Here is a 25,701-nt window from a genome sequence, read left to right as displayed (position 1 = left end):
TATGATGCGAATCAGGAGACACTATGCTCAATGCCTGGCACTTGCCAGTTCCCCCCTTCGCCATCCTGCGTGGTAACTACCTCTATCTGACCCTCTGGCTGGAGAGCGACGATCCGCCGGAACAGGTGATGCTGCGCGCTGAACCTGACAATGAGGAGCTGTTGCAGGCCATGGAGTCGCAGCAGATTGGGCGCTATCGCCGCTACCATACCGCGCTGGCGCTGGATGAGGGGCAACCCGCCCGCCGTTACTGCTTCAAGCTGCTGTGGGAGACGCATCAGCGCTGGGTCGGGCCGCTCGGCGTCAGCGAGCTGCAACCCGCCTCGCTCCAGCAGTTCTCCCTCTATGCCCCCGATCCTGACCCGGAGTGGGTGACCGATCAGGTCTTCTACCAGATTTTCCCTGACCGCTTCGCCAGCAGCGGTGGCCCGCACCTGATCCAGAGCGGCAGTTACTACCACCACGCCGAGGGGCGGGAGGTGAAACGCTGTGACTGGGAGGATCCGATTGAGAGTGAAGGCTCACCTTCCACCTTCTACGGCGGCGATCTGGATGGCATCATCAGCAAGCTGCCCTACCTGCAAAAGCTCGGCGTCACCGCGCTCTACCTGAACCCGGTGTTCAAGGCCCCCAGCGTGCATAAATATGACACCGAGGATTACTATCAGGTCGATCCCTATCTGGGCGGCAATGAAGCGCTGGTGCGGCTGCGCGAGCAGACGCGGGAGTTCGGCATCCGCCTGATGCTGGATGGCGTGTTCAACCATACCGGCGACTCCAGCCCGTGGTTTGACCGCCACCAGCAGCACCACAATGGCGCGTTTGGCAATGAGGAGGCACCCACCCGCAGTTGGTACAGCTTCTGGCCGGATGGCAGTACCTGCGACTGGAAGGGCTTCAGCAGCCTGCCGAAGCTGGATTACGCCAGCGATGGCGTGGTGGAGCAGATCTATCGCGGGCAGGACAGCGTGGTGCGCCACTGGCTGCGCCCGCCCTACAGCATCGACGCATGGCGGCTGGATGTGATCCACATGCTGGGCGAGGGCGGCGGCGCGAAGCGCAACCTGCACCACCTGGCGGGCATCAAGCAGGCGATCCGGGAGGAGAACCCTGACGCCTATATCCTCGGCGAGCACTTCAACGATGCGCGCGAGTGGCTGCACGCGGGCGTGGAGGATGGCGCGATGAACTATCGCGGCTTTGTCACGCCGGTGTGGGCTTTTCTGGCGAACGTGGACAACGCCGGCGACCCCATGGCGCTGAGCGCCGAAGCCTGCGCCGAGTGGGTGGAGTCCTACCGCGCTGGCCTGCCGCATCAGGTGCAGTTGCGCCAGTTCAACCAGCTCGACAGCCATGACACCTCGCGCTTCATCACTCTGCTCGAAGGCAACCGGGCGCGGATGGCGATGGCGGTGGTGTGGCAATTCTGCTGGATTGGCGTGCCCTGCATCTACTATGGCGATGAGATTGGGCTGGATGGCGAGAACGATCCCTACTGCCGCAAAACCTTCCCGTGGCATAAAGAGCGCTGGGACGCCGACCTGCTGGGGCTTTATACCCGCCTCGCAGCCCTGCGCCATGACAGCCCGGCGCTGCGCCGCGGCGGCTGCAAAGTGCTCCATGCCGAGGGGGACACGCTGGTGTTTATGCGCCGCTATGAGCAGGAGCAGATTGTGGTGGCGTTGCAGCGTAACCGGGCGGCCAACGTGGCCCTGCCGTTGACGCCGATGCTGGAGGGTGCCGAATGGCAAGCGCTGGAAGGTGAGGGAGTACTTACTTCACATTCAGGCGGGCTGACGCTGGCTCTGCCGGGTGAAAGCGTCACCCTGTGGCGCGGGCAGGCCAAGGCCTGAGCATGACCCCGCCGTGGCGGCGGGGTCAGTTTCATCAATAGCCGATGGCGGCACCGGCAGGCCGGCGCACGTCATTCGCGCCATACAGATAGCCCTCCCGCACCTTGCCCGACACCGCCGAGTCATTGCCAGAGTTGGCGGGCGTCACGCCAGCCGCACCCGGCAGCCCCACCATAATCAGCTCTGCCGCGCCCCACGGCGTCTGCTCGACCATCTTGTAGCCGCGCTCCTTCAGCAGCGCCAAACTGTCTGCGGAGACACCGCGCTGCTCATAGTAGACCTCATCCGGCAGCCACTGGTGGTGGATACGCGGGGCGTCCACGGCCTCCTGCGGCGGCATACCGTAATCAATGATATTGATCGCCGCCTGAAGCGTGATGCTGATGATGCGCGAGCCGCCCGGCGAGCCGAGCACCAGGAAGATCTTGCCATCCTTGGTGACCAGCGACGGGCTCATGGAGGAGAGGGGGCGCTTGCCGGGGGCGATGGCGTTACGCGTGCCCTGCACCAGCCCATAGAGATTCTGCTCGCCGACCTTGGTGGTGAAGTCATCCATCTCATCGTTCAGGAAGAAGCCGGTGCCGGGGGCAATCACCACCGCGCCGAAGCGGCCATTGATGGTGTAGGTGGTGGAGACGGCGTTGCCCTGCTGGTCAACGATGGAGTAGTGGGTGGTCTCCGGCTTCTCATGCGGCTCCATGCCCGGCTGCACCTGCTCGGAAGGGGTAGCGCGCAGCGGCTCGATCTTCTTGCGGATCTCGGCGGCGTAGCTCTTGCTGGTCAGGCGGCCGATGGGGTTGGTGACAAATGCCGGGTCGCCGAGGTAGGTGTTGCGATCCATATAGGCGTGGCGCATCGCCTCAGTCAGCACATGGATCGAGGCGGCGGAGTTGAAGCCCATCTCCTTCAGGTTATACCCCTCAAGGGTATTGAGGATCTGGCACATCGTCGTGCCGCCGGAGCTGGGGGGCGGGGAGGAGACAAATTTGTAGCCACGGTAGCTACAGGTAATGGGCGCGGTTTCGGTCACGCGGTAGTCGGCGAAATCCTTCACCGTCAGCAGGCCGCCGCCCTTTTTCGACGCCGCCTCTACCGCTGCCGGGATCTGCCCGTGGTAGAAGGCCTCTGGCCCACGGCGGGCAATCGACTCCAGCGTATTGGCCAGATCGGTCTGCACCAGCCGGTCGCCCGGTTGCAGCGCGCTGCCGTCCGGGCGCAGGAAGATGCGCGCCGCCTCGGGATCGTCACGGAAGCGCTTGACGGTGGTGTCCAGAATGTCCGTGTCGGCGCGGGTCAGGACAAAGCCCTCACGCGCCAGCCGGATGGCCGGAGCCATCACCTGTTGGCGCGTCAGCTTGCCATATTCGCGCTGGGCGGTGTCCAGCCCCAGCACCGTACCGGGTACGCCAGCGGCCAGGTAGCCGTAGAGGGAGGCGTCTTTGCGCACCTTGCCCTGTGCGTCAAGGTACATGTCCGCGCTGGCCGCCGCCGGGGCAGTCTCACGGAAGTTGATAAAGGTGTCCCGGCCATCCGCCAGGTGGACGGTCATAAAGCCGCCGCCACCAATGTTGCCGCAGCAGGGGTTCACCACCGCCTGCGCGTAACCCACTGCCACCGCCGCATCAATGGCGTTACCGCCCATCTTCAGGATATCCACGCCGACCTGCGAGGCCAGGTGTTGCGAGGAGACCACCATCCCATGCTGCGCTTCCACCGCTGGCATGGAGGCCGCGTAAAGATTGCCGCTGACCAGCAGCGCCAGCGCGCTCAGCGGCGCCGTCCATTTTGTTGACCACATAACCACTCCTGTCTGTGCTGATTATTATCCGGGCATTTGCCCCAAGTGAGCTGCAAAGGCCGCGCCAGATCGGCGCGCAAGCGTTACCTCACCAGCCTACCGGCAATCAGGACAAAAAAGCAGCGGAAGTGAAAGAAAAGACAGGAAAAATTTTCATTTGGCGGACAGGGTGGTGCAGCGGGGGCACCGTGGGCGTGCAGGCATAAAAAACCGGCGGACAGGGCCGCCGGTCATTACCTGAGTCTTTAGCCGGCAGGGCCGGCACAGCATTACAGGTTGGTCGCGTTTTCAGACAGGTACTTGGCAACGCCGTCCGGAGACGCGCCCATGCCGGTTTTCCCTTTTTCCCACTGAGCCGGGCACACTTCGCCGTGCTCTTCGTGGAATTGCAGCGCGTCAACCATACGCAGCATTTCGTCGATGTTACGGCCCAGCGGCAGGTCGTTCACCACCTGGTGGCGCACGATACCTTCTTTGTCGATCAGGAAGGAGCCACGCAGCGCCACGCCCGCTTCCGGGTGCTCGATGCCGTAAGCTTTCTGGATTTCACGCTTCACGTCAGCAACCATCGCGTACTTCACTTCGCCGATGCCGCCGTTCTCAACCGGGGTTTTACGCCATGCGTTGTGAACGAACTCGGAGTCGAAGGAAACACCGATCACTTCCACGCCACGGTTCTGGAATTCAGCGTAGCGGTTGTCGAAGGCGATCAGCTCAGACGGGCACACGAAGGTGAAGTCCATCGGCCAGAAGAAGACAACGGTAGGTTTGCCAGCGGTGTGTTTTTTGAAGTTGAAGTTATCAACGATTTCACCACTGCCCAGTACGGCAGCTGCGGTAAAGTCTGGGGCTGGACGAGTTACCAGGACCATAATTACTCCTGTAATATCAGGTTAAAGGACAATTGATGAATAAGACCGAGGCAGTATAGGGATTTAGTCCGGTCGAATAAAGGGCGCGAGACCAATCAATCAGATAGTTTACGGCTATCGTTACAAGCTATAAAAACTATCTTGTTTTAACAATAACCGTTATAAAAGAGCGGCTTATTTTTTGTTCGCCCGGCGAATTTAAAGCTCTCCCGCGCGCGCTTTTGCCATCATCTCCGGATAAAATTCGAAGAAGATCGCTTCAAAGTGCGGGTATTGGCGCTCAAGATCGGCATAGGAGCCAGCCAGCCGGTGCAGGCGAGGGCGGCGGATTGCCATCCGCTCAAGCACCGTCGCCAGATAGGGCAGATCGGCGTAGCGCTCCAGCCAGCGCTCTGGCCACAGGTAGCGGTTGAGGTTCTGGAAACGCTCCGGCATCGCCGAAGAAGCGGGCAAAATTTGACGCTGCGCATGGTTGATAAAGGCCGGCAGCGTATAATCCGCCTCCAGTTTGGCCCAGTGCAGCGCCAGGAAGTGATCCCACAGCACATCCATAGTAATAGGTGCCACGCGGCGGTAGTCGTCGCTGAACAGGGCGCGGGCGCGTTTGACCGCTGGCAGGCTGTCGGTCAGCACGTCAACCCGGCGATGCATCATGATCCCGGCCGCCACTTCCGGCGGGTAGTCATGGCGCGGGTCGCCCCGGACGAAGTCCGCAGCCAGGTTGCCGAGCAGTGAGCTTTGGGCCAGCTCGGCCAGATGAAGGTGGGCTAGAAAATTCATCCGGCGAGTATAACCATTTCGGGCCATCCGCGCCCTTAATTGTTGCAGCGCGGCGGTGCTCCCTCTAGACTAAGCCGCCTGTTTTTCATGTGAACTAAATTGCTATGCGCGTCGCTGATTTCTCGTTTGAACTCCCAGAATCCCTTATTGCCCGCTACCCTCAGGCCGAGCGCAGCGGCTGCCGCTTGCTCTCCCTCGACGGCCCGACCGGTGAATTGACGCACGGCGTCTTTACCGACCTGCTGGAGAAGCTGGAAGCGGGCGACCTGCTGGTCTTCAACAATACCCGGGTGATCCCGGCGCGGATGTTTGGCCGCAAGGTCAGCGGCGGCAAGATTGAAGTGCTGGTGGAGCGCGTGCTGGATGACCACCGCGTGCTGGCGCACGTGCGTGCCTCCAAGGCGCCGAAGGTTGGCGCGGAGCTGCTGTTGGGTGATGACGAGAGCCTCTCCGCCACCATGGTGGCGCGCCACGACGCGCTGTTCGAGCTGCGCTTCAACGATGCGCGCGACGTGTTCACCGTCCTCAATGACATCGGCCACATGCCGCTGCCGCCCTACATTGATCGCCCGGACGAGGAGTCCGACCGCGAACTGTACCAGACGGTCTACAGCGAGAAGCCGGGTGCGGTCGCCGCGCCGACGGCGGGCCTGCACTTCGATGAGCCGCTGCTGGCGGCCCTGAAGACGAAAGGCGTGGAGATGGCCTTTGTGACGCTGCACGTCGGCGCGGGCACCTTCCAGCCGGTGCGGGTGGAGAGCATTGAAGATCACATCATGCACTCCGAGTACGCGGAAGTGCCGCAAGAGGTGGTCGATGCGGTGCTGGCCTGTAAGGCGCGCGGCAAGCGTGTGATCGCCGTCGGCACCACCTCGGTGCGCTCGCTGGAGAGCGCGGCGCAGGCCAGCCAGGAGGCACCGCTCGCCCCGTTCTTCGGCGATACCCAAATCTTCATCTACCCCGGTTATGAGTACCAGGTGGTGGATGCGCTGGTGACCAACTTCCACCTGCCGGAGTCCACGCTGATCATGCTGGTGTCCGCCTTCGCCGGCTACCGCCCGACCATGAAGGCCTATGCCGAGGCAGTGGCGGAGCAGTACCGCTTCTTCAGTTACGGTGATGCGATGTTCATCACCCGTAACCCCCTGGCCCCGCAACAGCAGGTCGGCCAGTAATTCCCGGCCCGGCGCACCGCCGGGCTTACTCTTTCCGGGGCGGTCGTCCCGGAGTCAACCTCATCAGACTGTTTCTCTGATGCCGGAGGCAATGTGAAGTACGAATTAATGACGAAAGATGGTCGCGCCCGCCGCGGCCGTTTGGTGTTTGAGCGCGGTGTGGTGGAGACCCCGGCCTTTATGCCGGTTGGCACCTACGGCACCGTAAAAGGGATGACGCCGGAAGAGGTGAAAGAGACCGGCGCGCAGATCCTGCTGGGCAACACCTTCCACCTGTGGCTGCGTCCGGGGCAGGAGATCATGAAGCTGCACGGCGACCTGCATGACTTCATGCAGTGGCATGGCCCGATCCTCACCGACTCCGGCGGCTTCCAGGTCTTCAGCCTGGGCGCAATGCGCAAGATCAAGGAGGAGGGCGTCCACTTCCGCAATCCCATCAACGGCAACCCGGTGTTCCTCAGCCCGGAGAAGTCGATGGAGATCCAGTATGACCTCGGTTCCGACATCGTGATGATCTTCGACGAGTGCACCCCGTACCCGGCTGACTGGGACTACGCCAAGCGCTCCATGGAGATGTCCTTGCGTTGGGCGGCCCGCAGCCGCAAGCGCTTTGATGAGCTGGAGAACAAAAACGCACTGTTCGGGATTATCCAGGGTAGCGTTTACGAAGATTTACGAGATGTCTCCGTGAAAGGGCTGGTGGAGATTGGCTTTGATGGTTACGCTGTGGGCGGCCTGGCGGTAGGCGAGCCGAAAGAGGACATGCACCGCATCCTGGAGCACGTCTGCCCGCAGATCCCGGAAGATAAGCCGCGCTACCTGATGGGCGTCGGCAAGCCAGAGGATCTGGTTGAGGGTGTGCGCCGGGGCATTGATATGTTTGACTGCGTGATGCCGACGCGCAACGCGCGCAACGGCCACCTGTTTGTCACGGAAGGCGTGGTGAAAATCCGCAACGCGAAGTACAAAGAGGACACCTCACCGCTGGATGCGGAGTGTGATTGCTACACGTGTCGCAATTACAGCCGCGCCTACTTGCATCATCTCGACCGTTGCAACGAAATATTGGGTGCACGCCTGAATACCATCCATAACCTGCGTTATTACCAGCGCGTGATGGCAGGTTTACGCCAGGCTATTGAAGAAGGTAAATTGGAACTGTTTGTTGCTGATTTTTATCAGCGTATTGGCAAACCGGTTCCGCCTTTGGACGCGTAATTTCACACTACTGATTTCGATAACAATGAGGGAAATTCAATGAGTCTTTTCATTTCTGATGCTGTTGCCGCGGCAGGCGCGCCGGCCGGCCAATCCAGCCCGTACTCTCTGGTCATTATGCTGGTGGTCTTCGGTCTGATCTTCTACTTCATGATCCTGCGCCCGCAGCAGAAACGCAGCAAGGAACATAAAAAGCTGATGGATTCGATCGGTAAGGGTGATGAGGTGCTGACCAACGGTGGCCTGATCGGCCGTGTATCCAAAGTGGCAGAGACGGGTTACATCGTGATTGCGCTCAATGACACCACGGAAGTGACCATCAAGCGTGACTACGTAACCGCCGTTCTGCCGAAAGGTACGATGAAGGCTCTGTAATTGAATTTTCCCGAAGGGAACTGCCGTGTTAAACCGATATCCTTTGTGGAAGTACCTGATGTTGATCGCCGTGATCCTCATCGGTTTGCTTTATGCGCTTCCCAACCTTTATGGTGAGGATCCGGCTGTGCAGATTACTGGCGCTCGGGGCTCCGACGCCAGTATGGCCACGCTGGACCAAGTCAAAAGTGTATTAGAACAAGACAAGATCGCGAGCAAGTCCATTGCCTTGGAAAATGGGGCCATCCTGGCTCGCTTTAAAGATACTGACGTTCAGCTGCGGGCGCGCGAAGCGCTGACCACCGCGCTGGGCGATAAATATGTGATTGCCCTCAACCTGGCACCGGCCACCCCGACCTGGCTCGCCCGCCTCAATGCCGAGCCGATGAAACTTGGCCTCGACCTGCGCGGCGGTGTGCACTTCCTGATGGAAGTGGACATGGAAACCGCCATGGGCAAGCTGCAAGAGCAGATGATGGATACCCTGCGCGGTGACCTGCGCGACAAGAGCATCCCTTATGCGACGGTACGCAAGCTGCCGGACAACGCGGTGGAGATCCGTTTCCGTGACGCCGCCACCCGTGACAGCGCGCTGAGCTACCTCTCGCCGCGCCATCGCGATCTGGTGCTCAACACCTCGGGCGACAATGCGCTGCGCATCGTGATGACCGATGACCGTCTGCGCCAGTCCCGTGAAGATGCGGTGCAGCAGAACATCAACATCCTGCGTAACCGTGTCAACCAACTCGGCGTGGCTGAGCCGCTGGTGCAGCGCCAGGGTGCTGACCGCATCGTGGTTGAGCTGCCGGGCATCCAGGACACCGCGCGCGCCAAAGAGATCCTGGGCGCCACCGCGACCCTGGAGTTCCGTCTGGTGAACACCAACGTCGATGCCGCTGCGGCAGACGCGAACCGTGTACCGGGCGACAGCGAAGTGAAATCCACCCGTGACGGCCGTCCGGTGGTGCTCTATAAGCGCGTTATCCTGACCGGTGACCACATCACCGACTCCAACTCCAGCATGGATGAGTACAACCAGCCGCAGGTCAATATCTCCCTGGACGGCGCGGGTGGCTCAGCGATGTCCAACTTCACCAAGGACAACATCGGCAAGCCGATGGCGACCCTGTTTGTGGAGTACAAGGACAGCGGCAAGAAAGATGCCAACGGTCGCAGCATCCTGGTGAAACAGGAAGAGGTGATCAACGTGGCGACCATCCAGTCACGTCTGGGCAACAGCTTCCGTATTACCGGCATCAACGATCCGAATGAAGCGCGCCAGCTCTCGCTGCTGCTGCGTGCCGGTGCGCTGATTGCGCCAATCCAGATTGTTGAAGAGCGCACCATCGGCCCGACTCTGGGTATGCAGAACATCACGCAGGGCCTTGAGGCTTGCCTGTGGGGTCTGGTGGCGTCCATCGTCTTTATGGTGGTCTTCTACCGTAAGTTCGGCCTGATCGCGACCGCTGCACTGATCGTCAACCTGGTGCTGATTGTCGGCATCATGTCCCTGCTGCCGGGGGCGACCCTGACCATGCCGGGCATTGCCGGTATCGTCTTGACGCTGGCGGTGGCGGTTGACGCCAACGTGCTGATCAACGAGCGCATCAAGGAGGAGATCCGTAATGGCCGCTCCATCCAGCAGTCGATCCATGAAGGCTATCGCGGCGCGTTCTCCAGTATTGTTGACGCCAACGTCACCACATTGATCACGGCCATCATCCTGTATGCCGTGGGGACAGGTTCCATCAAGGGCTTCGCCATCACCACCGCAATCGGTGTAGCGACCTCGATGTTTACCTCCATTGTCGGTACCCGTGCCATCGTCAACCTGCTTTACGGCGGCAAGCGCATCAACAAGCTGTCTATCTGAGGAGTGCGTTGTGGCACAACAACAATATAGTGTTGAACAACTGAACTACGGCCGTAAAGTCTATGACTTTATGCGCTGGGACAACCTGGCCTTCTGTATCTCCGGGCTGTTGCTGATCGCTTCGGTGATCATCATGGGCGTACGTGGCTTCAACTGGGGCCTGGACTTCACCGGCGGGACGGTCATTGAGATCACCCTCGACCAGCCAGCAAACCTCGATACCCTGCGCGGTGCGCTGGAGAAGGCTGGTTTTGCCGAGCCAGTGGTGCAGAACTTCGGCAGCAGCCGTGACGTGATGGTGCGTTTGCCGCCCGTCAGCGGCAGCGCTGGCCAGGAGCTGGGCAACAAGGTGATTTCGCTGGTCAACAGTGAAGTCGACAAGAATGCCACGGTGAAACGGGTGGAGTTCGTCGGCCCGAGCGTCGGCAGCGATCTGGCGCAGGCTGGCGGCATGGCGCTGCTGGTGGCACTGATCTCCATTCTGGTGTACGTCGGTTTCCGCTTTGAGTGGCGACTGGCGCTGGGTGCCGTACTGGCACTGGCGCACGACGTCATCATCACCATGGGTGTGCTGTCACTGTTCCACATCGAGATTGACCTGACCATCATCGCCTCGCTGATGTCGGTCATTGGTTACTCGCTGAACGACAGTATCGTGGTGTCAGACCGTATCCGTGAGAACTTCCGCAAGATCCGCCGCGGCAATGCTTACGAGATCACCAACGTCTCCCTGACCCAGACGCTGAGCCGTACCATCATGACCTCCGCCACCACGCTGATGGTGGTCTTGATGCTCTACATCTTCGGCGGCGCGCTGCTGGAAGGCTTCTCCCTGACCATGCTGATCGGTGTCTCCATCGGTACGGTCTCCTCCATCTATGTGGCTTCGGCGCTGGCGCTGAAACTGGGCATGAAGCGCGAGCACATGCTGCAACAGAAGGTGGAGAAAGAGGGGGCAGACCAGCCCAACATCCTGCGCTAAGCGTCAGGTCTCTAATAAAAAAACCCCGCATCGCGGGGTTTTTTTATGGCTGCGGGGCGGCGTCCGGGGCGGGCGCACTCTGGGCGGTGGGCGTGACGTCACGCAGCCGGATAAAGCCGAGCTGCTCTGGCGTCTGGCCGCTGAAGCGCAACTCCAGCGTTACTTCAGTGCGTGGCAGCAGGGCATCGCTGACGCTGATGGGCTGGGAGAGCATATCAACCAGCAACGGCTGGCCGGTGGTGGGGTCGAGGTGGCCCCAGTCCACCACGGCCGTGAAGCCGGGCAGGGTGGTGCCGGAGCGCGCGCGGAGATGCAGCAGCGCCTGCGCGCCATTTGCCTCCGGGGCGAGGTGGCTGATAGAGACGCTGATCTCGCCGATGGCGCTGCGCAGCGCCGCCGGGTTATTGGCCGCTGGCAGCAGGTAGACGCCGCTCTCTGACTGACGGTTAAGCTGGCTCTGCTGCTCCAGCGCGGTGGCCTCGTCGGTCAATGCCTGCAATTTCTGGTTAAGCTGGACCACTTCGGATTTCAGCTTTGGCACTTCGGGGTTTTGGGCGCAGGCACTCAACAACAGCGGGAAGAGCAGGGCGGCGCGCCGCAGCGCACGCGGGGCGGGAAGGCAGTAACTGGTTGTCATGTCGGTGATTTCCTTTTCCAGATTCGCTCTCTAGAGCTTAGTCCGCCAGCCAGCGAAAGTCATGCAAAAGCCGGGCGTGGGCTGGCCAATCCGGGAAGCGCTTCCCAACAAATGGGCATCAGCCTTTTTAGTCGCGGCAGTTCGCGGTAAACTAACAACCAGTCAGAAATGCTAATCAGGAAGCGCCATGCACTGTCCATTTTGTGCCGCAGTTGATACGAAAGTGATTGATTCACGCCTGGTGGGTGATGGATCGCAGGTTCGCCGCCGTCGCCAGTGTCTGGTCTGCAATGAACGCTTTACCACCTTTGAGGTGGCGGAACTGGTGATGCCGCGCGTTATCAAGAGCAATGACGTGCGCGAGCCGTTCAATGAGGACAAGTTGCGCAGCGGGATGCTGAAGGCGCTGGAGAAGCGTCCGGTCAGCTCCGATGACGTTGAGATGGCCATCAGCCATATCAAGTCCCAGCTGCGCGCCACCGGCGAGCGCGAGGTGCCCGCCAAGATGGTCGGCGGTCTGGTCATGGATGCGCTGAAGCGTCTCGACAAGGTCGCTTATATTCGTTTCGCCTCGGTCTACCGCAGCTTCGAAGATGTCCGTGAGTTCGGCGAAGAGATCGCCCGCCTGCAAGATTAAGGGATCCCATGCAGCACGATGAATTTTACATGGCGCGCGCCTTTGAACTGGCGCGGCTGGGCCGTTTTACCACGACGCCTAACCCCAATGTGGGCTGTGTTATCGTGCGCGACGGCGAGATTGTCGGCGAAGGGTATCACCTGCGCGCCGGCGAGCCACATGCCGAGGTACATGCGCTGCGCATGGCCGGGGAGCGCGCCGTGGGCGCGACCGCCTATGTTACGTTGGAGCCATGTAGCCACCACGGGCGTACGCCGCCCTGCTGCGACGCGCTGATTGCCGCTGGCGTCAGCCGGGTGGTGGCAGCGATGCAAGACCCTAATCCCGAGGTGGCGGGGCGCGGCCTCTACCGCCTGAAACAGGCGGGCATTGAGGTGCGCCACGGATTGATGCTGCCTGAGGCGGAGGCGATCAACCGCGGTTTCCTCAAGCGGATGCGCACCGGCTTCCCCTATGTGCAGCTGAAGATGGGCGCATCGCTGGATGGACGTACCGCCATGGCCTCTGGCGAGAGCCAGTGGATCACCTCACCGGAGGCGCGCCGCGATGTGCAGCGCTTCCGCGCGGAGAGCTCTGCCATCCTTAGCAGTAGCGCCACGGTACTGGCAGACGATCCCTCGCTGACGGTGCGCTGGAACGAGCTGGATGAGACGCTGCGCCAGCGCTATCCGGCGCGGCAGGCGGCGCAACTCTCTGCCGACTGCCCGGCGACGGCTGACGATCTGCGCCAGCCCTTGCGGATCATCATCGACAGCCAGAACCGCGTGACGCCACAGCACCGGCTGGTGAGCCAGCCCGGCCAGACCTGGCTGGCGCGTCTGGAGGCTGATCAACAGGCATGGCCTGACAGCGTCGAGCAGTGGCGGGTGCCGGGCCGGGATGGGCAGGTTGATCTGGTACTGATGATGATGCAACTGGCGAAACGCCAGGTGAACAGCGTGTGGGTCGAGGCGGGCGCGCAGCTGGCCGGGGCGCTGCTTCAGGCCGGGCTGGTGGACGAACTGATCGTCTATCTGGCCCCCAAATTGTTGGGCGACAGCGCCCGCGGCCTGTGCGCGCTGCCGGGCCTGACCCAGTTGGCCGACGCGCCACGCTTTGCCTTTAGCGAGGTACGGCAGGTTGGCCCGGATCTGCGGGTACGCCTGAAACCCGCGTGAGAGATGGCCGGATTGGGGCCGAATCCACGCAAAGAAACCGATTGCCTGCGCGTGGAGATCAAAACCGCACGCGCAGGTGAGCAAAGAGTGTGATAGAATCCGCCCCCCTGCGGGGTATTGAACCCAACTTAAGGAAAGCGTATGAACGTTATCGAAGGTGCTGTTGCGACTCCTGACGCACGTGTGGCGATTGCAATTGCTCGTTTTAATAATTTCATCAATGACAGCTTGCTGGCAGGCGCCATTGATGCCCTGAAACGCATTGGTCAGGTTTCTGAAGACAACATCACCGTGGTATGGGTCCCTGGCGCTTACGAGCTGCCGCTGGCTGCCCGTGCTCTGGTCAATACCAAACGTTATGACGCCGTCGTCGCGCTCGGCACGGTAATCCGTGGGGGCACCGCGCACTTTGAGTATGTGGCCGGTGAGTGCAGCTCTGGCCTGGCCAGCGTTGCCATGAACAGCGAAGTGCCAGTGACCTTCGGCGTGCTGACCACTGAAAGCATCGAGCAGGCCATTGAGCGTGCTGGTACCAAAGCGGGCAACAAAGGTGCAGAAGCTGCACTGACCGCACTTGAAATGATTAATGTTATCAAGGCCATCAAGGCCTGAATCTAGTTAAGGGGATATCCGTGAAACCTGCTGCCCGTCGCCGCGCCCGTGAATGTGCCGTCCAGGCGCTTTACTCCTGGCAGTTGTCTAAGAATGACATTGCCGACGTAGAATTACAGTTCCTGAGTGAGCAGGATGTCAAAGATGTCGACATCGCCTATTTCCGTGAGCTGTTGTCCGGCGTGGCCGTCAATGCGAGCAGCCTGGATGCCATGATGGCGCCGGTTCTCTCCCGTCAGCTCGAAGAGCTGGGCCAGGTGGAGCGCGCGGTGCTGCGCATCGCGCTGTTTGAACTGAGCAAGCGTGAAGATGTCCCCTACAAAGTGGCAATCAACGAAGCCATTGAACTGGCAAAAACCTTTGGTGCAGAGGACAGCCACAAGTTTGTGAACGGTGTGCTGGACAAAGTCGCGCCGACCGTGCGCAAGAAACGCTGATCGCAGGGCCACCCTGCCAGCCACTGACGGTGTCTGCTTGTAATGCATCATAAATAAGGCCGGTTATCCGGCCTTTCTTATTTATCTTACTTGTTGGAAAAGCACTATGGCATGCGGCGAATTTGACGTAATTGCCCGTTACTTTGACCGGTTTAAATATAGCCGCCGGGATGTGCAGCTCGGGATTGGCGATGACTGCGCCCTGCTGACCGTCGCAGAGAAACAGGTGCTGGCGGTCAGCACGGATACTCTGGTCGAGGGTACCCACTTCCTGCCGGATATCGACCCGGCGGATCTTGCCTACAAGGCATTGGCGGTGAACGTCAGCGATCTGGCAGCGATGGGGGCCGATCCGGCCTGGCTCTCACTGGCTCTGACCCTGCCACAGGTGGACGAGCCTTGGCTGGCCGCCTTCAGCAACAGCCTGTTCGAGCACCTCAACTACTACGGTATGCAACTGATTGGTGGCGACACCACGCGCGGCAACAGCCTGAGCCTCACGCTGACCGTGCACGGTCTGGTGCCGGCGGGGCGGGCGCTGACCCGTAGCGGCGCGCGGGTAGGGGATTGGGTCTACGTCACCGGCTCACTGGGCGACAGCGCGGCGGGGCTGGCGCTGTTGCAGCAACGGCTGACAGTCGCGGAGGCAGAAGATCGCGACTACCTGTTGCGTCGCCACCTGCGGCCACAGCCGCGCGTGCTGCATGGTCAGGCTCTGCGCGATCTGGCCAGCGCCGCCATCGACCTCTCCGATGGCCTGATCTCCGATCTCGGCCATATCCTGAAGGCCAGTGCCTGTGGCGTGCGCATCGATCTGGATGCCATTCCCTGCTCAGACGTGCTGAAAAAGCACGTGTCACCGGAGCAGGCGCTGAAGTGGGCGCTTACTGGGGGGGAAGATTACGAGCTGTGCTTCACGGTGCCGGAGATTAACCGCGGCGCACTGGACGTGGCGCTGCACCATGCTGGCGCACCCTTTACCTGTATCGGCCAGCTGGCACCGCAGGCGGAGGGCATCCAGTACCTGCGCGGTTCACAGCCGGTCACGCTGGCGTGGCACGGGTTCGATCACTTTAAGGCAGATGAGTAGATGGCAAAGAGTATGAAACCGTCGCTGCAGGCGACGGAACAGGTGCTGGACGAGGCAATCGACCAGATGGACGCCGCCAAAAAGCGGCTGCGGATGCGCAACCCCTGGCACCTGCTGGCGACCGGCTTCGGCAGCGGGCTGTTCCCTTGGGGGCCGGGCACCGCTGGCTCCGTGGCGGCAATTCCCTGCTGGGTGCTGCTGAACACCCTGCCGTGGCAGGTCTATTCACTGGTGGTGATGTTCAGCATCTGCATCGGTGTTTACCTCTGCCACCAGACCGCCAAAGACATGGGCGTGCACGACCACGGCAGCATTGTCTGGGATGAGTTTGTCGGCATGTGGATCACGCTGATGGCGATCCCGGTCAATGACTGGCAGTGGGTGCTGGCGGGCTTTGTGGTGTTCCGCATTCTGGATATCTGGAAGCCCTGGCCGATCCGCTGGTTTGACCGGAACATTCAGGGCGGCATGGGGATTATGGCCGACGATGTGGTGGCGGGCGTCTGTTCTGCCCTGATCATCTATCTGGTGGGTCACCACTGGCCGTTCTAAGCCGGTGAAAAGAGTGAAACGGGCGCGATGGCGCCCGTTTTTGTTACTGGAAGCCGGTCTCCGGGTGGGGCTGGTAGTAATGCTCCAGATCGGCAATCTCTGCCTCGCTCAGGGTCAGCGCCAGCGCCGCCACGGCATCCTCCAGATGGGAGGCGCGTGACGCACCAATGATGGGCGCGGTGACCACCGGCTTGCTCAGCAGCCAGGCTAGCGCGATTTGCGCGCGTGGCACGCCATGCTGCTCCGCCAGCGCCGCCACCCGTTCCGCCACCTGCCGGTCAGAAGCCGCGACGGCGTCATCCGCCTGATCGTAGAGGTTCTTGCCCACCTCATCGGTCTGCGTGCGCACGGTCTGTTCGCCCCACGGGCGGGTCAGGCGGCCACGTGCCAATGGGCTCCAAGGCAGCACCGCAATCCCTTCCTCCGCGCACAGCGGGTGCATCTCCCGCTCCTCCTCACGTTGCAGCAGGTTGTACTGATCCTGCATCGACACAAACCGCGCCCAGCCCCGCTGTTGCGAGAGATCCAGCGCCTGACGGAACTGCGCAGTATGCATGGAGGAGGCACCGATGTAGCGCACTTTACCGGCTCTCACCACCTCATCCAGCGCCGCCAGCGTCTCCTCAATCGGCGTGTCGTAATCCCAGCGGTGAATTTGCAGCAGGTCGATATACTCCATGCCGAGGCGGCGCAGGCTGTCGTCCACCGACTGTACGATTGAGGCGCGCGACAGGCCGCCAGCCAGATTGCTGAGGGGGAAGTAGACCTTGGTCGCCAGCACGATCTCATCGCGGCGGGCAAAATCGCGCAGCGCGCGGCCAACAATCTCCTCGCTGCTGCCGTCGGAGTAGCTGTTGGCAGTGTCGAAGAAGTTGATGCCTGCCTCCACGGCCTGCTTGATCAGCGGGCGGCTCTCCGCCTCTGGCAGCGTCCAGCTATGGTTGCCGCGAGACGGCTCGCCGTAGGTCATGCAGCCGAGGCACAGGCGCGACACCTTCAGATCGGTACTGCCTAACTGGGTGAATTTCATCGGGACTCCTTGGGCAAAAGGGCAGGGGAAATGCCTAACTTTAGCCGCCAGAGAGGGTTATGGCGAGGGGAAATGGGGAAGGGGAAACAGGGGCGCGGCGCGCCCCTGAGGCTGTCAGGCCAGCCACTCCGTGATGCGGCGCTCAATGCCTGCCGCATCCAAACCGAAGTCTGCCCGTACCTCTTCCTGCGTGCCCTGCGGGATAAAGAGATCCGGCAGGCCGAGGTTAAGTACCGGTGTCATGCGGCGTTTGCTCATCAGCAGCTCGTTGACGCCGCTGCCCGCGCCACCCATGATGGCGTTCTCCTCCAGCGTCACCAGCGCGTCGTGGCTCTCCGCCAGCTCCAGCACCAGCGACTCATCCAGCGGCTTGACGAAGCGCATGTCCACCAGCGTGGCGTCCAGCGCCTCGGCAGCCTGACGCGCTTCCGGCAGCAGCGTACCAAAGTTAAGGATCGCAATCTTCTTGCCTTCACGGCGCACCACGCCCTTGCCAATCGGCAGCATCGCCAGCGGCTCACAGGTGGCACCGGTGCCATTGCCGCGCGGGTAGCGCACCGCCACCGGGCCAGCGTTGTGGTGGTAGCCGGTATGCAGCATCTGGCGGCACTCGTTCTCGTCGCTTGGCGTCATGATCACCATGTTCGGGATGCAGCGCAGGAAGGAGAGATCGAACGCCCCCTGATGGGTCTGGCCATCCGCGCCGACGATGCCGCCGCGGTCAATGGCGAACAGTACCGGCAGGTTCTGGATCGCCACGTCATGGATCACCTGATCATAGGCGCGTTGCAGGAAGGTGGAGTAGATCGCCACCACCGGCTTGTAGCCGCCAATCGCCAGACCGGCGGCGAAGGTCACCGCATGTTGCTCGGCAATCGCCACGTCGAAGTACTGCGTCGGGTACTCGCGGGAGAACTTCACCATGCCGGAGCCTTCGCGCATCGCTGGGGTGATCGCCATCAGCTTGCTGTCGGTGGCGGCGGTTTCGCACAGCCAGTCGCCAAAGATTTTCGAGTAGGTCGGCAGGCCGCCGGCGCTTTTCGGCAGCGTACCGGTGGTCGGGTCAAATTTCGGCACCGCGTGCCAGCTGATGGGGTCATTCTCCGCCGGGGCGTAGCCCTTGCCCTTTTTGGTCATGATGTGCAGCAGCTGTGGCCCCTTCAGGCCGCGCATGTTTTTCAGCGTCTGCGCCAGCGCCTGGACATCATGGCCATCCACCGGGCCGATATAGTTGAAGCCCAGCTCCTCAAACAGCGTGCCCGGCACCACCATGCCCTTCAGGTGCTCTTCGGTGCGGCGCACCAGCTCCTTGATGGGCGGTACGCCAGAGAGCACCTTCTTGCCGCCTTCACGCAGGCGGGAGTAGAGCTTGCCAGAGAGCAGGTTGGCCAGGTGGTTGTTGAGCGCGCCGACGTTCTCAGAGATCGACATCTCATTGTCGTTGAGGATCACCAGCATGTCGGAGTTGATATCGCCAGCGTGGTTCATCGCCTCAAAGGCCATGCCAGCGGTGATGGCACCGTCGCCAATCACACAGACGGTGCGGCGGCCCTTGCCCTCACGCTCCGCCGCCGCCGCCATGCCCAACCCGGCGCTGATGGAGGTGGAGGAGTGGCCGACGGAGAGCACGTCATATTCGCTCTCGCTGCGCCACGGGAAGGGGTGCAGGCCATTCTTCTGGCGGATGGTGTTGATGCGGTCACGGCGGCCGGTCAGGATCTTATGGGGATACGCCTGATGGCCAACATCCCACACCAGATGATCAAAAGGCGTGTTATAGACATAGTGCAGCGCCACGGTCAGTTCGACCGCGCCGAGGCCCGAGGCAAAGTGTCCGCTGGATTGGCTGACGCTGTCCAACAGGTACTGACGAAGCTCATCACACAGCTTGGGTAAACTTTCTTTGGGCAACAGACGCAGCTCTTCTGGGGAGTGCACCAGTGCCAAGGTCGGGTAATTAGCGAGATTAAGACTCATCAGATACTCGTATCAGAGGGTTTACGATACTCATCAGTTATCGCGTTCAATAATGAAACTGGCCAGCGCCTGCAAAGGGGCGGTGTTATAGGACTCTGCGGCCAGCGGCGCCAGGGCCGCCAGCGCGTCCTGATAGAGATCCCAGGCCTTGGTTTGCGCCTGCTCCAGCCCCAGCAGCGCCGGGTAGGTGCTTTTGCCCAGCTGCTGGTCTGCGCCCTGACGTTTGCCGATTTTGTCGGTATCGCCAATCACGTCCAGAATGTCATCCTGCACCTGGAAGGCGAGGCCGATGGCCTGTGCGTAGCGATCCAGCAGCGGCAGGGCGCGGCGGCCCGGCTCGCCGGCGGCATAGGCGCCAAGGCGGACGGCGGCCTGAATCAGCGCGCCGGTTTTATGGCGGTGGATCTGCTCCAGCGCCGTCAGCCCCACCTGCTGGCCCTCGGCGGCCAGATCCAGCGCCTGCCCGCCCGCCATGCCGGCAGCGCCGCTGGCAGTGGCCAGTTCCGACACCATGCTTAATCTATCATGAATAGCCACGCCGGGCATCGGGGCATCGGCCAGAATGGAGAAGGCCAGGGTTTGCAGCGCATCGCCAGCCAGAATGGCGCTCGCCTCACCAAACTTGATGTGGCAGGTGGGCTGGCCACGGCGCAGGTCATCATCGTCCATCGCTGGCAGGTCATCATGGATCAGCGAGTAGGCGTGGATTGACTCAATCGCCGCCGCCGGCGCGTTCAGCGTCTCGGTGGGCAGGCCAAACATCTCCCCGGTGGCATAGACCAGATAGGGGCGCAGACGCTTGCCGCCCAGCAGTGCGCCGTAGCGCATCGCCGCCACCAGCTGCGCGTCCGGCGCGTGGCGATCGGCAATGTAGCCGTTCAGGGCCTGATCGATCTGCTGCTGGCAGGCACGCAGGCGCGCAGGAAAATCGATCACAGCCGCCTGTGATTCTTCATGGGCCATAACTATTACTCTTCCGGGGTAAAGGGAGTCAGGGGGGCGTCAGGCTGGTTGTCGCTCTCCAGCAGGATCTGCACGCGCTGTTCAGCCTGTTGCAGGGTCTGTTGGCCCTGGCGCGCCAGCTGCACGCCGCGCTCAAACTCGTTCAGCGCCTCTTCCAATGGCAGGTCGCCAGACTCCAGGCGGGTGACAATCTGCTCCAGCTCGCCGAGGGCGGTTTCAAAATTGGCAGGTGGTACGGCTTTTTTTGGCATAGTTCTCTTTTAATAAGTTGGGCGGCGCGGCCTGAGACCTTCACACCGCACTCTGCGCTGGGCGCAGGGGCTAATTCACGGCAAAGTGCATGGATTTGCGCGCAGCGTAGCCCGATATGATGATATACTGTGCGGCCTGAACAGTATGGGTACGGCTGCGGAAGGGTTCCGCCATGACTCACTTTCTGATTCTAGATCGTTATTCACACACTGACGACCCACTCATTCACACCTTAAATCAAAGACTGCCATGAAGTTTATCATTAAATTGTTCCCGGAAATCACCATCAAGAGCCAATCCGTGCGTTTGCGCTTTATAAAGATCCTGACCAGCAACATTCGCAACGTACTGAAAGAGCTGGATGAGACGCTGGCGGTGGTGCGCCATTGGGACCATATTGAAGTCCGCAGCAAGGATGAAAGCAAACGCGAACTCCTCTGCGACGCGCTGACGCGCATTCCGGGTATTCATCATGTGCTGGAAGTGGAAGAGCGTGAATATCGCGATCTGCATCATATTTTTGAGCAGACTCTGGAAGCCTACCGCGACGAGCTGGAAGGGAAAACCTTTTGCGTGCGCGTGAAGCGCCGTGGCAAACACGCCTTCACCTCTGGCGACGTTGAGCGCTACGTCGGCGGCGGCCTGAACCAGCACATCGACTCCGCCAGCGTCAACCTGACACAGCCGGAAGTCACGGTGAAGCTGGAGGTCAATGATGAGAAGCTGGTGCTGGTGAAGGCGCGCCACATCGGTTTGGCTGGCTACCCGATTGGCACGCAGGAAGATGTGATGTCGCTGATCTCTGGCGGCTTCGACTCCGGCGTCTCCAGCTACATGCTGATGCGCCGTGGCTGCCGTGTGCACTACTGCTTCTTCAACCTCGGCGGCGCGGCCCACGAGATTGGCGTCAAGCAGGTGGCGCACTACCTGTGGAACCGCTTCGGCAGTTCGCACCGCGTGCGTTTCGTGGCGATCAACTTTGAGCCGGTGGTTGGCGAGATCCTCGAGAAGGTGGACGACGGCCAGATGGGCGTGGTGCTCAAGCGCATGATGGTGCGCGCCGCCTCCCAAGTGGCTGAGCGCTATGGCGTGCAGGCGCTGGTGACCGGCGAGGCGCTGGGCCAGGTCTCCAGCCAGACGCTGACCAACCTGCGCCTGATCGACAACGCCACCGACACGCTGATCCTGCGTCCGCTGATCTCCCACGACAAAGAGCACATCATCAAGATTGCGCGTGAGATCGGCACCGAGGACTTTGCCAAGACCATGCCGGAGTACTGTGGTGTGATCTCGAAAAGCCCAACCGTCAAGGCGGTGAAGGGCAAGATCGAGGCCGAAGAGGCAAACTTTGATTTCGAGATCCTGGACCGCGTGGTGCGCGAGGCGAAGAACGTGGACATCCGTGAGATCGCTGAGCAGACCGAGGAGCAGGTCACCGAGGTGGAGACCGTCGCGGCGCTGGCCCCGGACGACGTGCTGCTGGATATCCGCTCCCCGGATGAGCAGGATGAGCATCCGCTGGCGCTGGAGGGCGTGGTGGTGAAATCGCTGCCGTTCTACAAGATCAGCACCCAGTTCGGCGATCTGGACCAGAGCAAAAATTACCTGCTCTACTGCGACCGTGGGGTGATGAGCCGCCTGCAGGCGCTCTACCTGCTGGAGCAGGGCTTCAATAACGTGAAGGTCTACCGCCCGTAAGCGCGGCAGGACAAAAAAACCGGGGCCAAGGCCCCGGTTTTTTTATGCCAGCAGGGCAGGGGGCTAGGCGGGATCGCGGTAGTCGTAGACGCCGGGCGGCAGCACCAGTTGGGCCGCGACCTCGGCGGCCTTGGCCTTGCCAGCCAGCAGGTCAATCAGCTTCAGGGCGAACTCAATGGCGGTGCCCGGCCCCTGGCTGGTCAGCAGATTGACGCGCGGATCGTGCACCACCCGTTTGTCCATCCACTTCTCGGGGCTGATCTTCTCTTTCAGCGCCGGGAAGCCGGTCATGTTGCCTACTGGGAAGAGCTGGTGATGCTCCAGCACCAGTGCTGGCGCAGCGCAAATGGCTGCCACCAGCTTGCCGCTAAGGTGCGTCTGGCGCACCGTCTCCACCAGCAGCGGGCTGTCGCGGAAGCACTCCGCACCGGGGCCGCCGCCGGGCAGTACCAGCGCGTCATGCCCGCCGTCCGCCACTTCGGCCAGCGTGGCGTCAGCCAGCAGCCGCACCCCGCGTGAGCAGGTGATCTCGCGCGTGCCATCACCGGCCACGCTGGCGGTGGTGACCTGGATGCCGGCGCGCACCAGCAAATCAATCACCGTGACCGCTTCCATCTCTTCACTGCCAGGCGCCAGGCAGACCAGAACCGATACGCTCATACTCATTTTCCCTTCTTTTAATCTGTTCAAACAGCCGGCTGTTCTCCGGCAGGTGCAGCCCGTGGCTGCGGGCGCGCCGCAGCAGGTAGCCGGTAATGTAGTCGATCTCCGTGTGGCGCTGGGCGCGCACATCCTGGAGCATCGAGGAGTGGTTGGCGGCGGTGCGCTGCATCACCTCATAGACATAGGGCAGCAGCGCCTCGCCCGAGGTGTGGAAGCCCTCGATGGTCATCACCTGCGCCACTTCGTGGCAGATACGCTCGATCTGCTCCGGGTAGGCGACCAGTTCGCCGTTGCTACAGCCGTAGAGGGCGGTCAGCGGGTTGATGACGCAGTTGACCGCCAGCTTTTTCCAGCTGGCGGCGGCAATGTGGTCATGCCAGGCGACGTCCGGCAGCGCCAGGTGCAGCACCTCTGCCAGGTGGCTCATCGCCCGCCCGTGTGGCGAGGTGGGGCCGATATGGGTGATGCCGCTGGCCACATGGTGGATCAGCGTGCCATCGCGCCGCGCCGCATGGGTGGTAATGCCCTGCAAAATCGGCAGGCGGTTGGGCGGCAGCTCATCCTGCGCGCCCATGCCGTTGTGCAGCAACAGTAGGGTGCACTCTGGGTTGAGTTGCAGCAGCAGCGGGATCAGCGCGCCCGACACCTGCCACGCCTTCAGCGTCACCAGCAGCAGTTCGCTCTCCGCCAAATGCGCCGGATCGTTGGCCGGCAGGGTATGGTTGTACACCATTCCCTCTTCATCAATGACGTTGACGGAGCAAAACGGCTGGGGCACGCGCAGCCAGCCCTGGACATCATGCCCATGCCGCGTGAGGGCAGAGAGCCAGACCTGCCCCAGTGCACCGCAACCAAGAACGGTTATTTTCATCTTTTTTTCTCCCCCCTGGCCGCCAGCGGAAAATCCCGCCCAACAGGGCTAGTATAGTCATTCAGGCAACCGGCCCCCGGCAGTATGCCGTCTGGCGTGCCGCGATGCCACCGGCGCGGCTACGATTTTGCATCCGCCCGGTAAGCGGTTATCATGCTCGCCATGTCGAGTTAAGGGAGGAAAGGCGATGCCATCTTTCGATATTGTTTCTGAAATTGATATGCAAGAAGTTCGTAATGCCGTGGAAAACGCCAGCCGTGAGCTGACCAACCGCTGGGACTTCCGCAACATCCCGGCCAGCTTCGAGCTGAATGAAAAGAACGAGACCATCAAGGTCGCCAGCGAGTCTGACTTCCAGGTCAACCAGCTGCTGGATATCCTGCGCGAGAAGCTCTCCAAGCGCGGCATTGAGGGCGGGGCGCTGGAGATCCCAGAGCAGATCGACCACAGCGGCAAGACCTACAGCGTGGACGCCAAGCTGCACTCCGGCATTGAGACGACGCTGGCGAAGAAGGTCGTCAAGCTGATCAAAGACAGCAAGCTGAAGGTGCAGGCGCAAGTGCAGGGGGAGGAGGTGCGCGTCACCGGTAAATCCCGCGACGATCTGCAAAGCGTGATGCAACTGGTGCGCGGGGCCGATCTCGGCCAGCCGTTCCAGTTCAAAAACTTCCGCGACTAATAAAACGGGCCGCATCAGCGGCCCGTCGGGAAGCATGAAGGGGGCCGCCAGCGCGGCCCTTTTTTATGCGCCGGTGCCCAGATCGCCGAGGAACTGCTCCAGCGCCTGACGGCTAGTGACCTTGCTGTCAATCTTGATGTAGGCGCTGCGCTCCGCTGGCACCACCACCACATCGGCCACGCCCGGTTGCGCCTTCAGGCGTGACGCCAGCGCCGGATGGTTGACCGCCCGCTCTGAGAGGGTGAGACGCAGGCTGCTGACGTAGGGCGGCTCCTGCATGGTGGCGCTGACCGCAAACCACACCACGGCAATCGCCGCACAGGCGATAAAGACCGCACCCGCCCCGGCCACGCCAAAGATCCAGCCGCCCAGGCTGCCGCCAATCGCCACACCAATAAATTGGCTGGTGGAGTAAACGCCCATCGCCGTGCCTTTGTAACCCGCCGGCGACTCCTTGCTGACCAGTGACGGCAAGATTGCCTCCATCAGGTTAAACGCCAGGAAGAAGAGCTGGATGCCCGCGATGATCACCCACAGGCGCTGGCCACCGGCCGACCAGAGCACCAGCTCCGCCAGCAGCAGCACCGCCACGCAGCTCATAAAGACCTGCTTCATGCGGCGCTTCTTCTCGGCGTAGATGATGAACGGGATCACCGCCACGAAGGAGGTGAGCATGGTCACCAGATAGACCTTCCAGTGGTCGCTGGCCGGGAAGCCGGCCTGCTCCATCACGCGCGGCAGCACCACGAAACTGGACATCAGCAGGATATGCAGGCACATGATGCCGAAGTTGAGCTTCAGCAATTTCGGGTTGCCAAGCACCTTGCTGAAACTGCCCTTGACCATGCTCGACTCACGGTTGAGCACGTGGCTGGAGGCGTTTGGCACCACCGCAACCGTGATGGCAATGCCGCACAGCGCCAGCAGGGCAATCATCCAGAACAGCGCGTGCAGCCCCAGCGCGTGGGTGATGATCGGGCCAAGCACCATCGCAATCGCAAAGGTGATGCCAAAGCTGATGCCGATAAAGGCCATCGCCTTGGTGCGGTTCTGCTCACGCGTCAGGTCGGAGAGCAGCGCCATCACGGCGGCGGCAATCGCCCCCGAGCCTTGCAGCGCGCGGCCCAAAATCACCCCCCAGATGGAGTCGGTGAGGGCGGCAATGGCGCTGCCGAACGCAAAGATTGCCAGGCCAAATACAATCAATGGCTTGCGGCCAATCCGGTCAGAGAGCAGGCCGAAGGGGATCTGGAAGACCGCCTGTGCCAGCCCATAGATGCCGATGGCCAAACCAATCAGCGCTTCGCTGGCGCCGGAGAGCGCCATGCCATAAGTCGTCAGCACCGGCAGTACCATGAACATGCCGAGCATCCGTAAAGAGAAAACGGTCCCTAATCCCCATGTCGCCCGACTCTCTAGCGGGGTCATTTGGTTATCTTTCATTACCACCTCAAAATGACAAACTGCGTCATTGTAGTGTTGTTAATGCATTGCGGTAAATCGCCGGATGTTTAGCAGAT

Annotated in this window: 25 protein-coding genes; 14 read left to right on the top strand and 11 right to left on the bottom strand. The window is 61.4% G+C overall.

Annotated elements, in window-relative coordinates; all coding sequences use genetic code 11:
* The first annotated feature begins 23 nt into the window (after positions 1–23).
* Positions 24–1,853: a maltodextrin glucosidase gene (gene malZ / locus C1N62_RS13055; protein ID WP_137764041.1), complete on the top strand. Its 1,830-nt coding sequence runs from the start codon at positions 24–26 to the stop codon at positions 1,851–1,853.
* A gap of 34 nt (positions 1,854–1,887) precedes the next feature.
* On the opposite strand, the gene ggt is transcribed toward malZ, so the two are convergent.
* The 3 genes from ggt to C1N62_RS13040 all read right to left on the bottom strand — a co-directional run bounded on the left by ggt (position 1,888) and on the right by C1N62_RS13040 (position 5,303).
* A complete protein-coding gene (gene ggt / locus C1N62_RS13050; RefSeq protein WP_137764040.1) occupies positions 1,888–3,651 on the bottom strand; it encodes a gamma-glutamyltransferase in 1,764 nt (587 codons plus the stop codon).
* A 269-nt stretch (positions 3,652–3,920) separates the two neighbouring features.
* Positions 3,921–4,523 (bottom strand): peroxiredoxin C, encoded by a 603-nt coding sequence (locus C1N62_RS13045; protein ID WP_137764039.1) that lies wholly within the window; start codon positions 4,521–4,523, stop codon positions 3,921–3,923.
* A gap of 198 nt (positions 4,524–4,721) precedes the next feature.
* Positions 4,722–5,303 carry an ACP phosphodiesterase gene (locus C1N62_RS13040; RefSeq protein WP_137764038.1) on the bottom strand — a complete coding sequence of 194 codons (582 nt, stop codon included), beginning with the start codon at positions 5,301–5,303 and terminating at the stop codon, positions 4,722–4,724.
* Between the two features lie 104 nt (positions 5,304–5,407).
* Between C1N62_RS13040 and queA the strand changes: the two genes are divergently transcribed.
* From queA to secF, 5 genes are all read left to right on the top strand, one after another.
* Entirely contained in the window at positions 5,408–6,478 is a 1,071-nt protein-coding gene (queA, locus tag C1N62_RS13035; protein WP_137764037.1) for a tRNA preQ1(34) S-adenosylmethionine ribosyltransferase-isomerase QueA, read from the top strand.
* A 93-nt stretch (positions 6,479–6,571) separates the two neighbouring features.
* The gene (gene tgt, locus C1N62_RS13030; RefSeq protein WP_137764036.1) at positions 6,572–7,696 is read left to right on the top strand and encodes a tRNA guanosine(34) transglycosylase Tgt; all 1,125 of its coding nucleotides are present in this window, start codon (positions 6,572–6,574) and stop codon (positions 7,694–7,696) included.
* A gap of 39 nt (positions 7,697–7,735) precedes the next feature.
* Positions 7,736–8,071, top strand: coding sequence for a preprotein translocase subunit YajC (gene yajC / locus C1N62_RS13025; RefSeq protein ID WP_137764035.1), 336 nt, complete (start codon positions 7,736–7,738; stop codon positions 8,069–8,071).
* Between the two features lie 25 nt (positions 8,072–8,096).
* A complete protein-coding gene (gene secD / locus C1N62_RS13020) occupies positions 8,097–9,944 on the top strand; it encodes a protein translocase subunit SecD (protein ID WP_137764034.1) in 1,848 nt (615 codons plus the stop codon).
* 70 nt (positions 9,945–10,014) lie between these two features.
* On the top strand, positions 10,015–10,926 hold the full coding sequence (gene secF / locus C1N62_RS13015) for a protein translocase subunit SecF (protein WP_240775782.1): 912 nt from the start codon (positions 10,015–10,017) through the stop codon (positions 10,924–10,926).
* A 43-nt stretch (positions 10,927–10,969) separates the two neighbouring features.
* Here secF and C1N62_RS13010 read toward each other — a convergent pair whose 3' ends face one another.
* Positions 10,970–11,563, bottom strand: coding sequence for a DUF3251 domain-containing protein (locus C1N62_RS13010; RefSeq protein WP_137764032.1), 594 nt, complete (start codon positions 11,561–11,563; stop codon positions 10,970–10,972).
* 187 nt (positions 11,564–11,750) lie between these two features.
* Between C1N62_RS13010 and nrdR the strand changes: the two genes are divergently transcribed.
* The 6 genes from nrdR (at position 11,751) to pgpA (ending at position 16,048) form a co-directional block, all read left to right on the top strand.
* Entirely contained in the window at positions 11,751–12,200 is a 450-nt protein-coding gene (gene nrdR, locus C1N62_RS13005) for a transcriptional regulator NrdR (protein ID WP_137764031.1), read from the top strand.
* Positions 12,201–12,208: 8 nt separating this feature from the next.
* A complete protein-coding gene (gene ribD, locus C1N62_RS13000; protein ID WP_137764030.1) occupies positions 12,209–13,357 on the top strand; it encodes a bifunctional diaminohydroxyphosphoribosylaminopyrimidine deaminase/5-amino-6-(5-phosphoribosylamino)uracil reductase RibD in 1,149 nt (382 codons plus the stop codon).
* 141 nt (positions 13,358–13,498) lie between these two features.
* Positions 13,499–13,969: a 6,7-dimethyl-8-ribityllumazine synthase gene (gene ribE / locus C1N62_RS12995; protein ID WP_137764029.1), complete on the top strand. Its 471-nt coding sequence runs from the start codon at positions 13,499–13,501 to the stop codon at positions 13,967–13,969.
* A 20-nt stretch (positions 13,970–13,989) separates the two neighbouring features.
* Positions 13,990–14,406 (top strand): transcription antitermination factor NusB, encoded by a 417-nt coding sequence (gene nusB, locus C1N62_RS12990; protein ID WP_137764028.1) that lies wholly within the window; start codon positions 13,990–13,992, stop codon positions 14,404–14,406.
* 106 nt (positions 14,407–14,512) lie between these two features.
* Positions 14,513–15,496, top strand: a complete 984-nt coding sequence (thiL, locus tag C1N62_RS12985) for a thiamine-phosphate kinase (RefSeq protein ID WP_137764027.1) — start codon at positions 14,513–14,515, stop codon at positions 15,494–15,496.
* Between the two features lie 66 nt (positions 15,497–15,562).
* Positions 15,563–16,048, top strand: coding sequence for a phosphatidylglycerophosphatase A (pgpA, locus tag C1N62_RS12980; protein ID WP_137765008.1), 486 nt, complete (start codon positions 15,563–15,565; stop codon positions 16,046–16,048).
* A 43-nt stretch (positions 16,049–16,091) separates the two neighbouring features.
* Here the strand turns inward: pgpA and C1N62_RS12975 are convergent, their stop codons facing one another.
* The 4 genes from C1N62_RS12975 to xseB all read right to left on the bottom strand — a co-directional run bounded on the left by C1N62_RS12975 (position 16,092) and on the right by xseB (position 20,269).
* The gene (locus tag C1N62_RS12975) at positions 16,092–17,078 is read right to left on the bottom strand and encodes an aldo/keto reductase (RefSeq protein ID WP_137764026.1); all 987 of its coding nucleotides are present in this window, start codon (positions 17,076–17,078) and stop codon (positions 16,092–16,094) included.
* A gap of 114 nt (positions 17,079–17,192) precedes the next feature.
* Positions 17,193–19,055: a 1-deoxy-D-xylulose-5-phosphate synthase gene (gene dxs, locus C1N62_RS12970; RefSeq protein ID WP_137764025.1), complete on the bottom strand. Its 1,863-nt coding sequence runs from the start codon at positions 19,053–19,055 to the stop codon at positions 17,193–17,195.
* Positions 19,056–19,088: 33 nt separating this feature from the next.
* Positions 19,089–20,018 (bottom strand): (2E,6E)-farnesyl diphosphate synthase, encoded by a 930-nt coding sequence (gene ispA, locus C1N62_RS12965; RefSeq protein ID WP_137764024.1) that lies wholly within the window; start codon positions 20,016–20,018, stop codon positions 19,089–19,091.
* A gap of 5 nt (positions 20,019–20,023) precedes the next feature.
* On the bottom strand, positions 20,024–20,269 hold the full coding sequence (xseB, locus tag C1N62_RS12960) for an exodeoxyribonuclease VII small subunit (protein WP_137764023.1): 246 nt from the start codon (positions 20,267–20,269) through the stop codon (positions 20,024–20,026).
* Between the two features lie 250 nt (positions 20,270–20,519).
* Between xseB and thiI the strand changes: the two genes are divergently transcribed.
* Positions 20,520–21,968, top strand: a complete 1,449-nt coding sequence (gene thiI / locus C1N62_RS12955) for a tRNA uracil 4-sulfurtransferase ThiI (protein WP_137764022.1) — start codon at positions 20,520–20,522, stop codon at positions 21,966–21,968.
* A 63-nt stretch (positions 21,969–22,031) separates the two neighbouring features.
* On the opposite strand, the gene yajL is transcribed toward thiI, so the two are convergent.
* Positions 22,032–22,628 (bottom strand): protein deglycase YajL, encoded by a 597-nt coding sequence (yajL, locus tag C1N62_RS12950; RefSeq protein ID WP_137764021.1) that lies wholly within the window; start codon positions 22,626–22,628, stop codon positions 22,032–22,034.
* Positions 22,588–23,502 carry a 2-dehydropantoate 2-reductase gene (panE, locus tag C1N62_RS12945; protein WP_137764020.1) on the bottom strand — a complete coding sequence of 305 codons (915 nt, stop codon included), beginning with the start codon at positions 23,500–23,502 and terminating at the stop codon, positions 22,588–22,590. The genes yajL and panE overlap by 41 nt, the downstream gene beginning before the upstream one ends.
* Before the next feature lie 187 nt (positions 23,503–23,689).
* Here panE and C1N62_RS12940 point away from each other — a divergent pair, with 187 nt between their 5' ends.
* Entirely contained in the window at positions 23,690–24,181 is a 492-nt protein-coding gene (locus C1N62_RS12940) for a YajQ family cyclic di-GMP-binding protein (protein WP_137764019.1), read from the top strand.
* Positions 24,182–24,244: 63 nt separating this feature from the next.
* Here C1N62_RS12940 and C1N62_RS12935 read toward each other — a convergent pair whose 3' ends face one another.
* Positions 24,245–25,624, bottom strand: coding sequence for an MFS transporter (locus tag C1N62_RS12935; protein WP_168195860.1), 1,380 nt, complete (start codon positions 25,622–25,624; stop codon positions 24,245–24,247).
* Between the last annotated feature and the right edge of the window lie 77 nt (positions 25,625–25,701).

This window comes from Nissabacter sp. SGAir0207 (assembly GCF_005491205.1).
Classification (GTDB): domain Bacteria; phylum Pseudomonadota; class Gammaproteobacteria; order Enterobacterales; family Enterobacteriaceae; genus Chimaeribacter.
This window is presented reverse-complemented; position numbering and strand designations above follow the sequence as displayed.

Excerpts from the sequence above, each read along its gene's own strand:
- C1N62_RS13010 (WP_137764032.1), bottom strand. The coding sequence starts at position 11,563 with ATGACAACCAGTTACTGCCTTCCCGCCCCGCGTGCGCTGCGGCGCGCC.
- malZ (WP_137764041.1), top strand. The coding sequence starts at position 24 with ATGCTCAATGCCTGGCACTTGCCAGTTCCCCCCTTCGCCATCCTGCGT.
- dxs (WP_137764025.1), bottom strand. The coding sequence starts at position 19,055 with ATGAGTCTTAATCTCGCTAATTACCCGACCTTGGCACTGGTGCACTCC.
- thiI (WP_137764022.1), top strand. The coding sequence starts at position 20,520 with ATGAAGTTTATCATTAAATTGTTCCCGGAAATCACCATCAAGAGCCAA.
- C1N62_RS12940 (WP_137764019.1), top strand. The coding sequence starts at position 23,690 with ATGCCATCTTTCGATATTGTTTCTGAAATTGATATGCAAGAAGTTCGT.
- panE (WP_137764020.1), bottom strand. The coding sequence starts at position 23,502 with ATGAAAATAACCGTTCTTGGTTGCGGTGCACTGGGGCAGGTCTGGCTC.
- thiL (WP_137764027.1), top strand. The coding sequence starts at position 14,513 with ATGGCATGCGGCGAATTTGACGTAATTGCCCGTTACTTTGACCGGTTT.
- C1N62_RS13045 (WP_137764039.1), bottom strand. The coding sequence starts at position 4,523 with ATGGTCCTGGTAACTCGTCCAGCCCCAGACTTTACCGCAGCTGCCGTA.
- nrdR (WP_137764031.1), top strand. The coding sequence starts at position 11,751 with ATGCACTGTCCATTTTGTGCCGCAGTTGATACGAAAGTGATTGATTCA.
- C1N62_RS12975 (WP_137764026.1), bottom strand. The coding sequence starts at position 17,078 with ATGAAATTCACCCAGTTAGGCAGTACCGATCTGAAGGTGTCGCGCCTG.
- secF (WP_240775782.1), top strand. The coding sequence starts at position 10,015 with ATGCGCTGGGACAACCTGGCCTTCTGTATCTCCGGGCTGTTGCTGATC.
- ggt (WP_137764040.1), bottom strand. The coding sequence starts at position 3,651 with ATGTGGTCAACAAAATGGACGGCGCCGCTGAGCGCGCTGGCGCTGCTG.
- ribD (WP_137764030.1), top strand. The coding sequence starts at position 12,209 with ATGCAGCACGATGAATTTTACATGGCGCGCGCCTTTGAACTGGCGCGG.
- C1N62_RS12935 (WP_168195860.1), bottom strand. The coding sequence starts at position 25,624 with ATGAAAGATAACCAAATGACCCCGCTAGAGAGTCGGGCGACATGGGGA.
- ribE (WP_137764029.1), top strand. The coding sequence starts at position 13,499 with ATGAACGTTATCGAAGGTGCTGTTGCGACTCCTGACGCACGTGTGGCG.
- pgpA (WP_137765008.1), top strand. The coding sequence starts at position 15,563 with ATGGACGCCGCCAAAAAGCGGCTGCGGATGCGCAACCCCTGGCACCTG.
- ispA (WP_137764024.1), bottom strand. The coding sequence starts at position 20,018 with ATGGCCCATGAAGAATCACAGGCGGCTGTGATCGATTTTCCTGCGCGC.
- yajC (WP_137764035.1), top strand. The coding sequence starts at position 7,736 with ATGAGTCTTTTCATTTCTGATGCTGTTGCCGCGGCAGGCGCGCCGGCC.
- xseB (WP_137764023.1), bottom strand. The coding sequence starts at position 20,269 with ATGCCAAAAAAAGCCGTACCACCTGCCAATTTTGAAACCGCCCTCGGC.
- queA (WP_137764037.1), top strand. The coding sequence starts at position 5,408 with ATGCGCGTCGCTGATTTCTCGTTTGAACTCCCAGAATCCCTTATTGCC.
- C1N62_RS13040 (WP_137764038.1), bottom strand. The coding sequence starts at position 5,303 with ATGAATTTTCTAGCCCACCTTCATCTGGCCGAGCTGGCCCAAAGCTCA.
- yajL (WP_137764021.1), bottom strand. The coding sequence starts at position 22,628 with ATGAGCGTATCGGTTCTGGTCTGCCTGGCGCCTGGCAGTGAAGAGATG.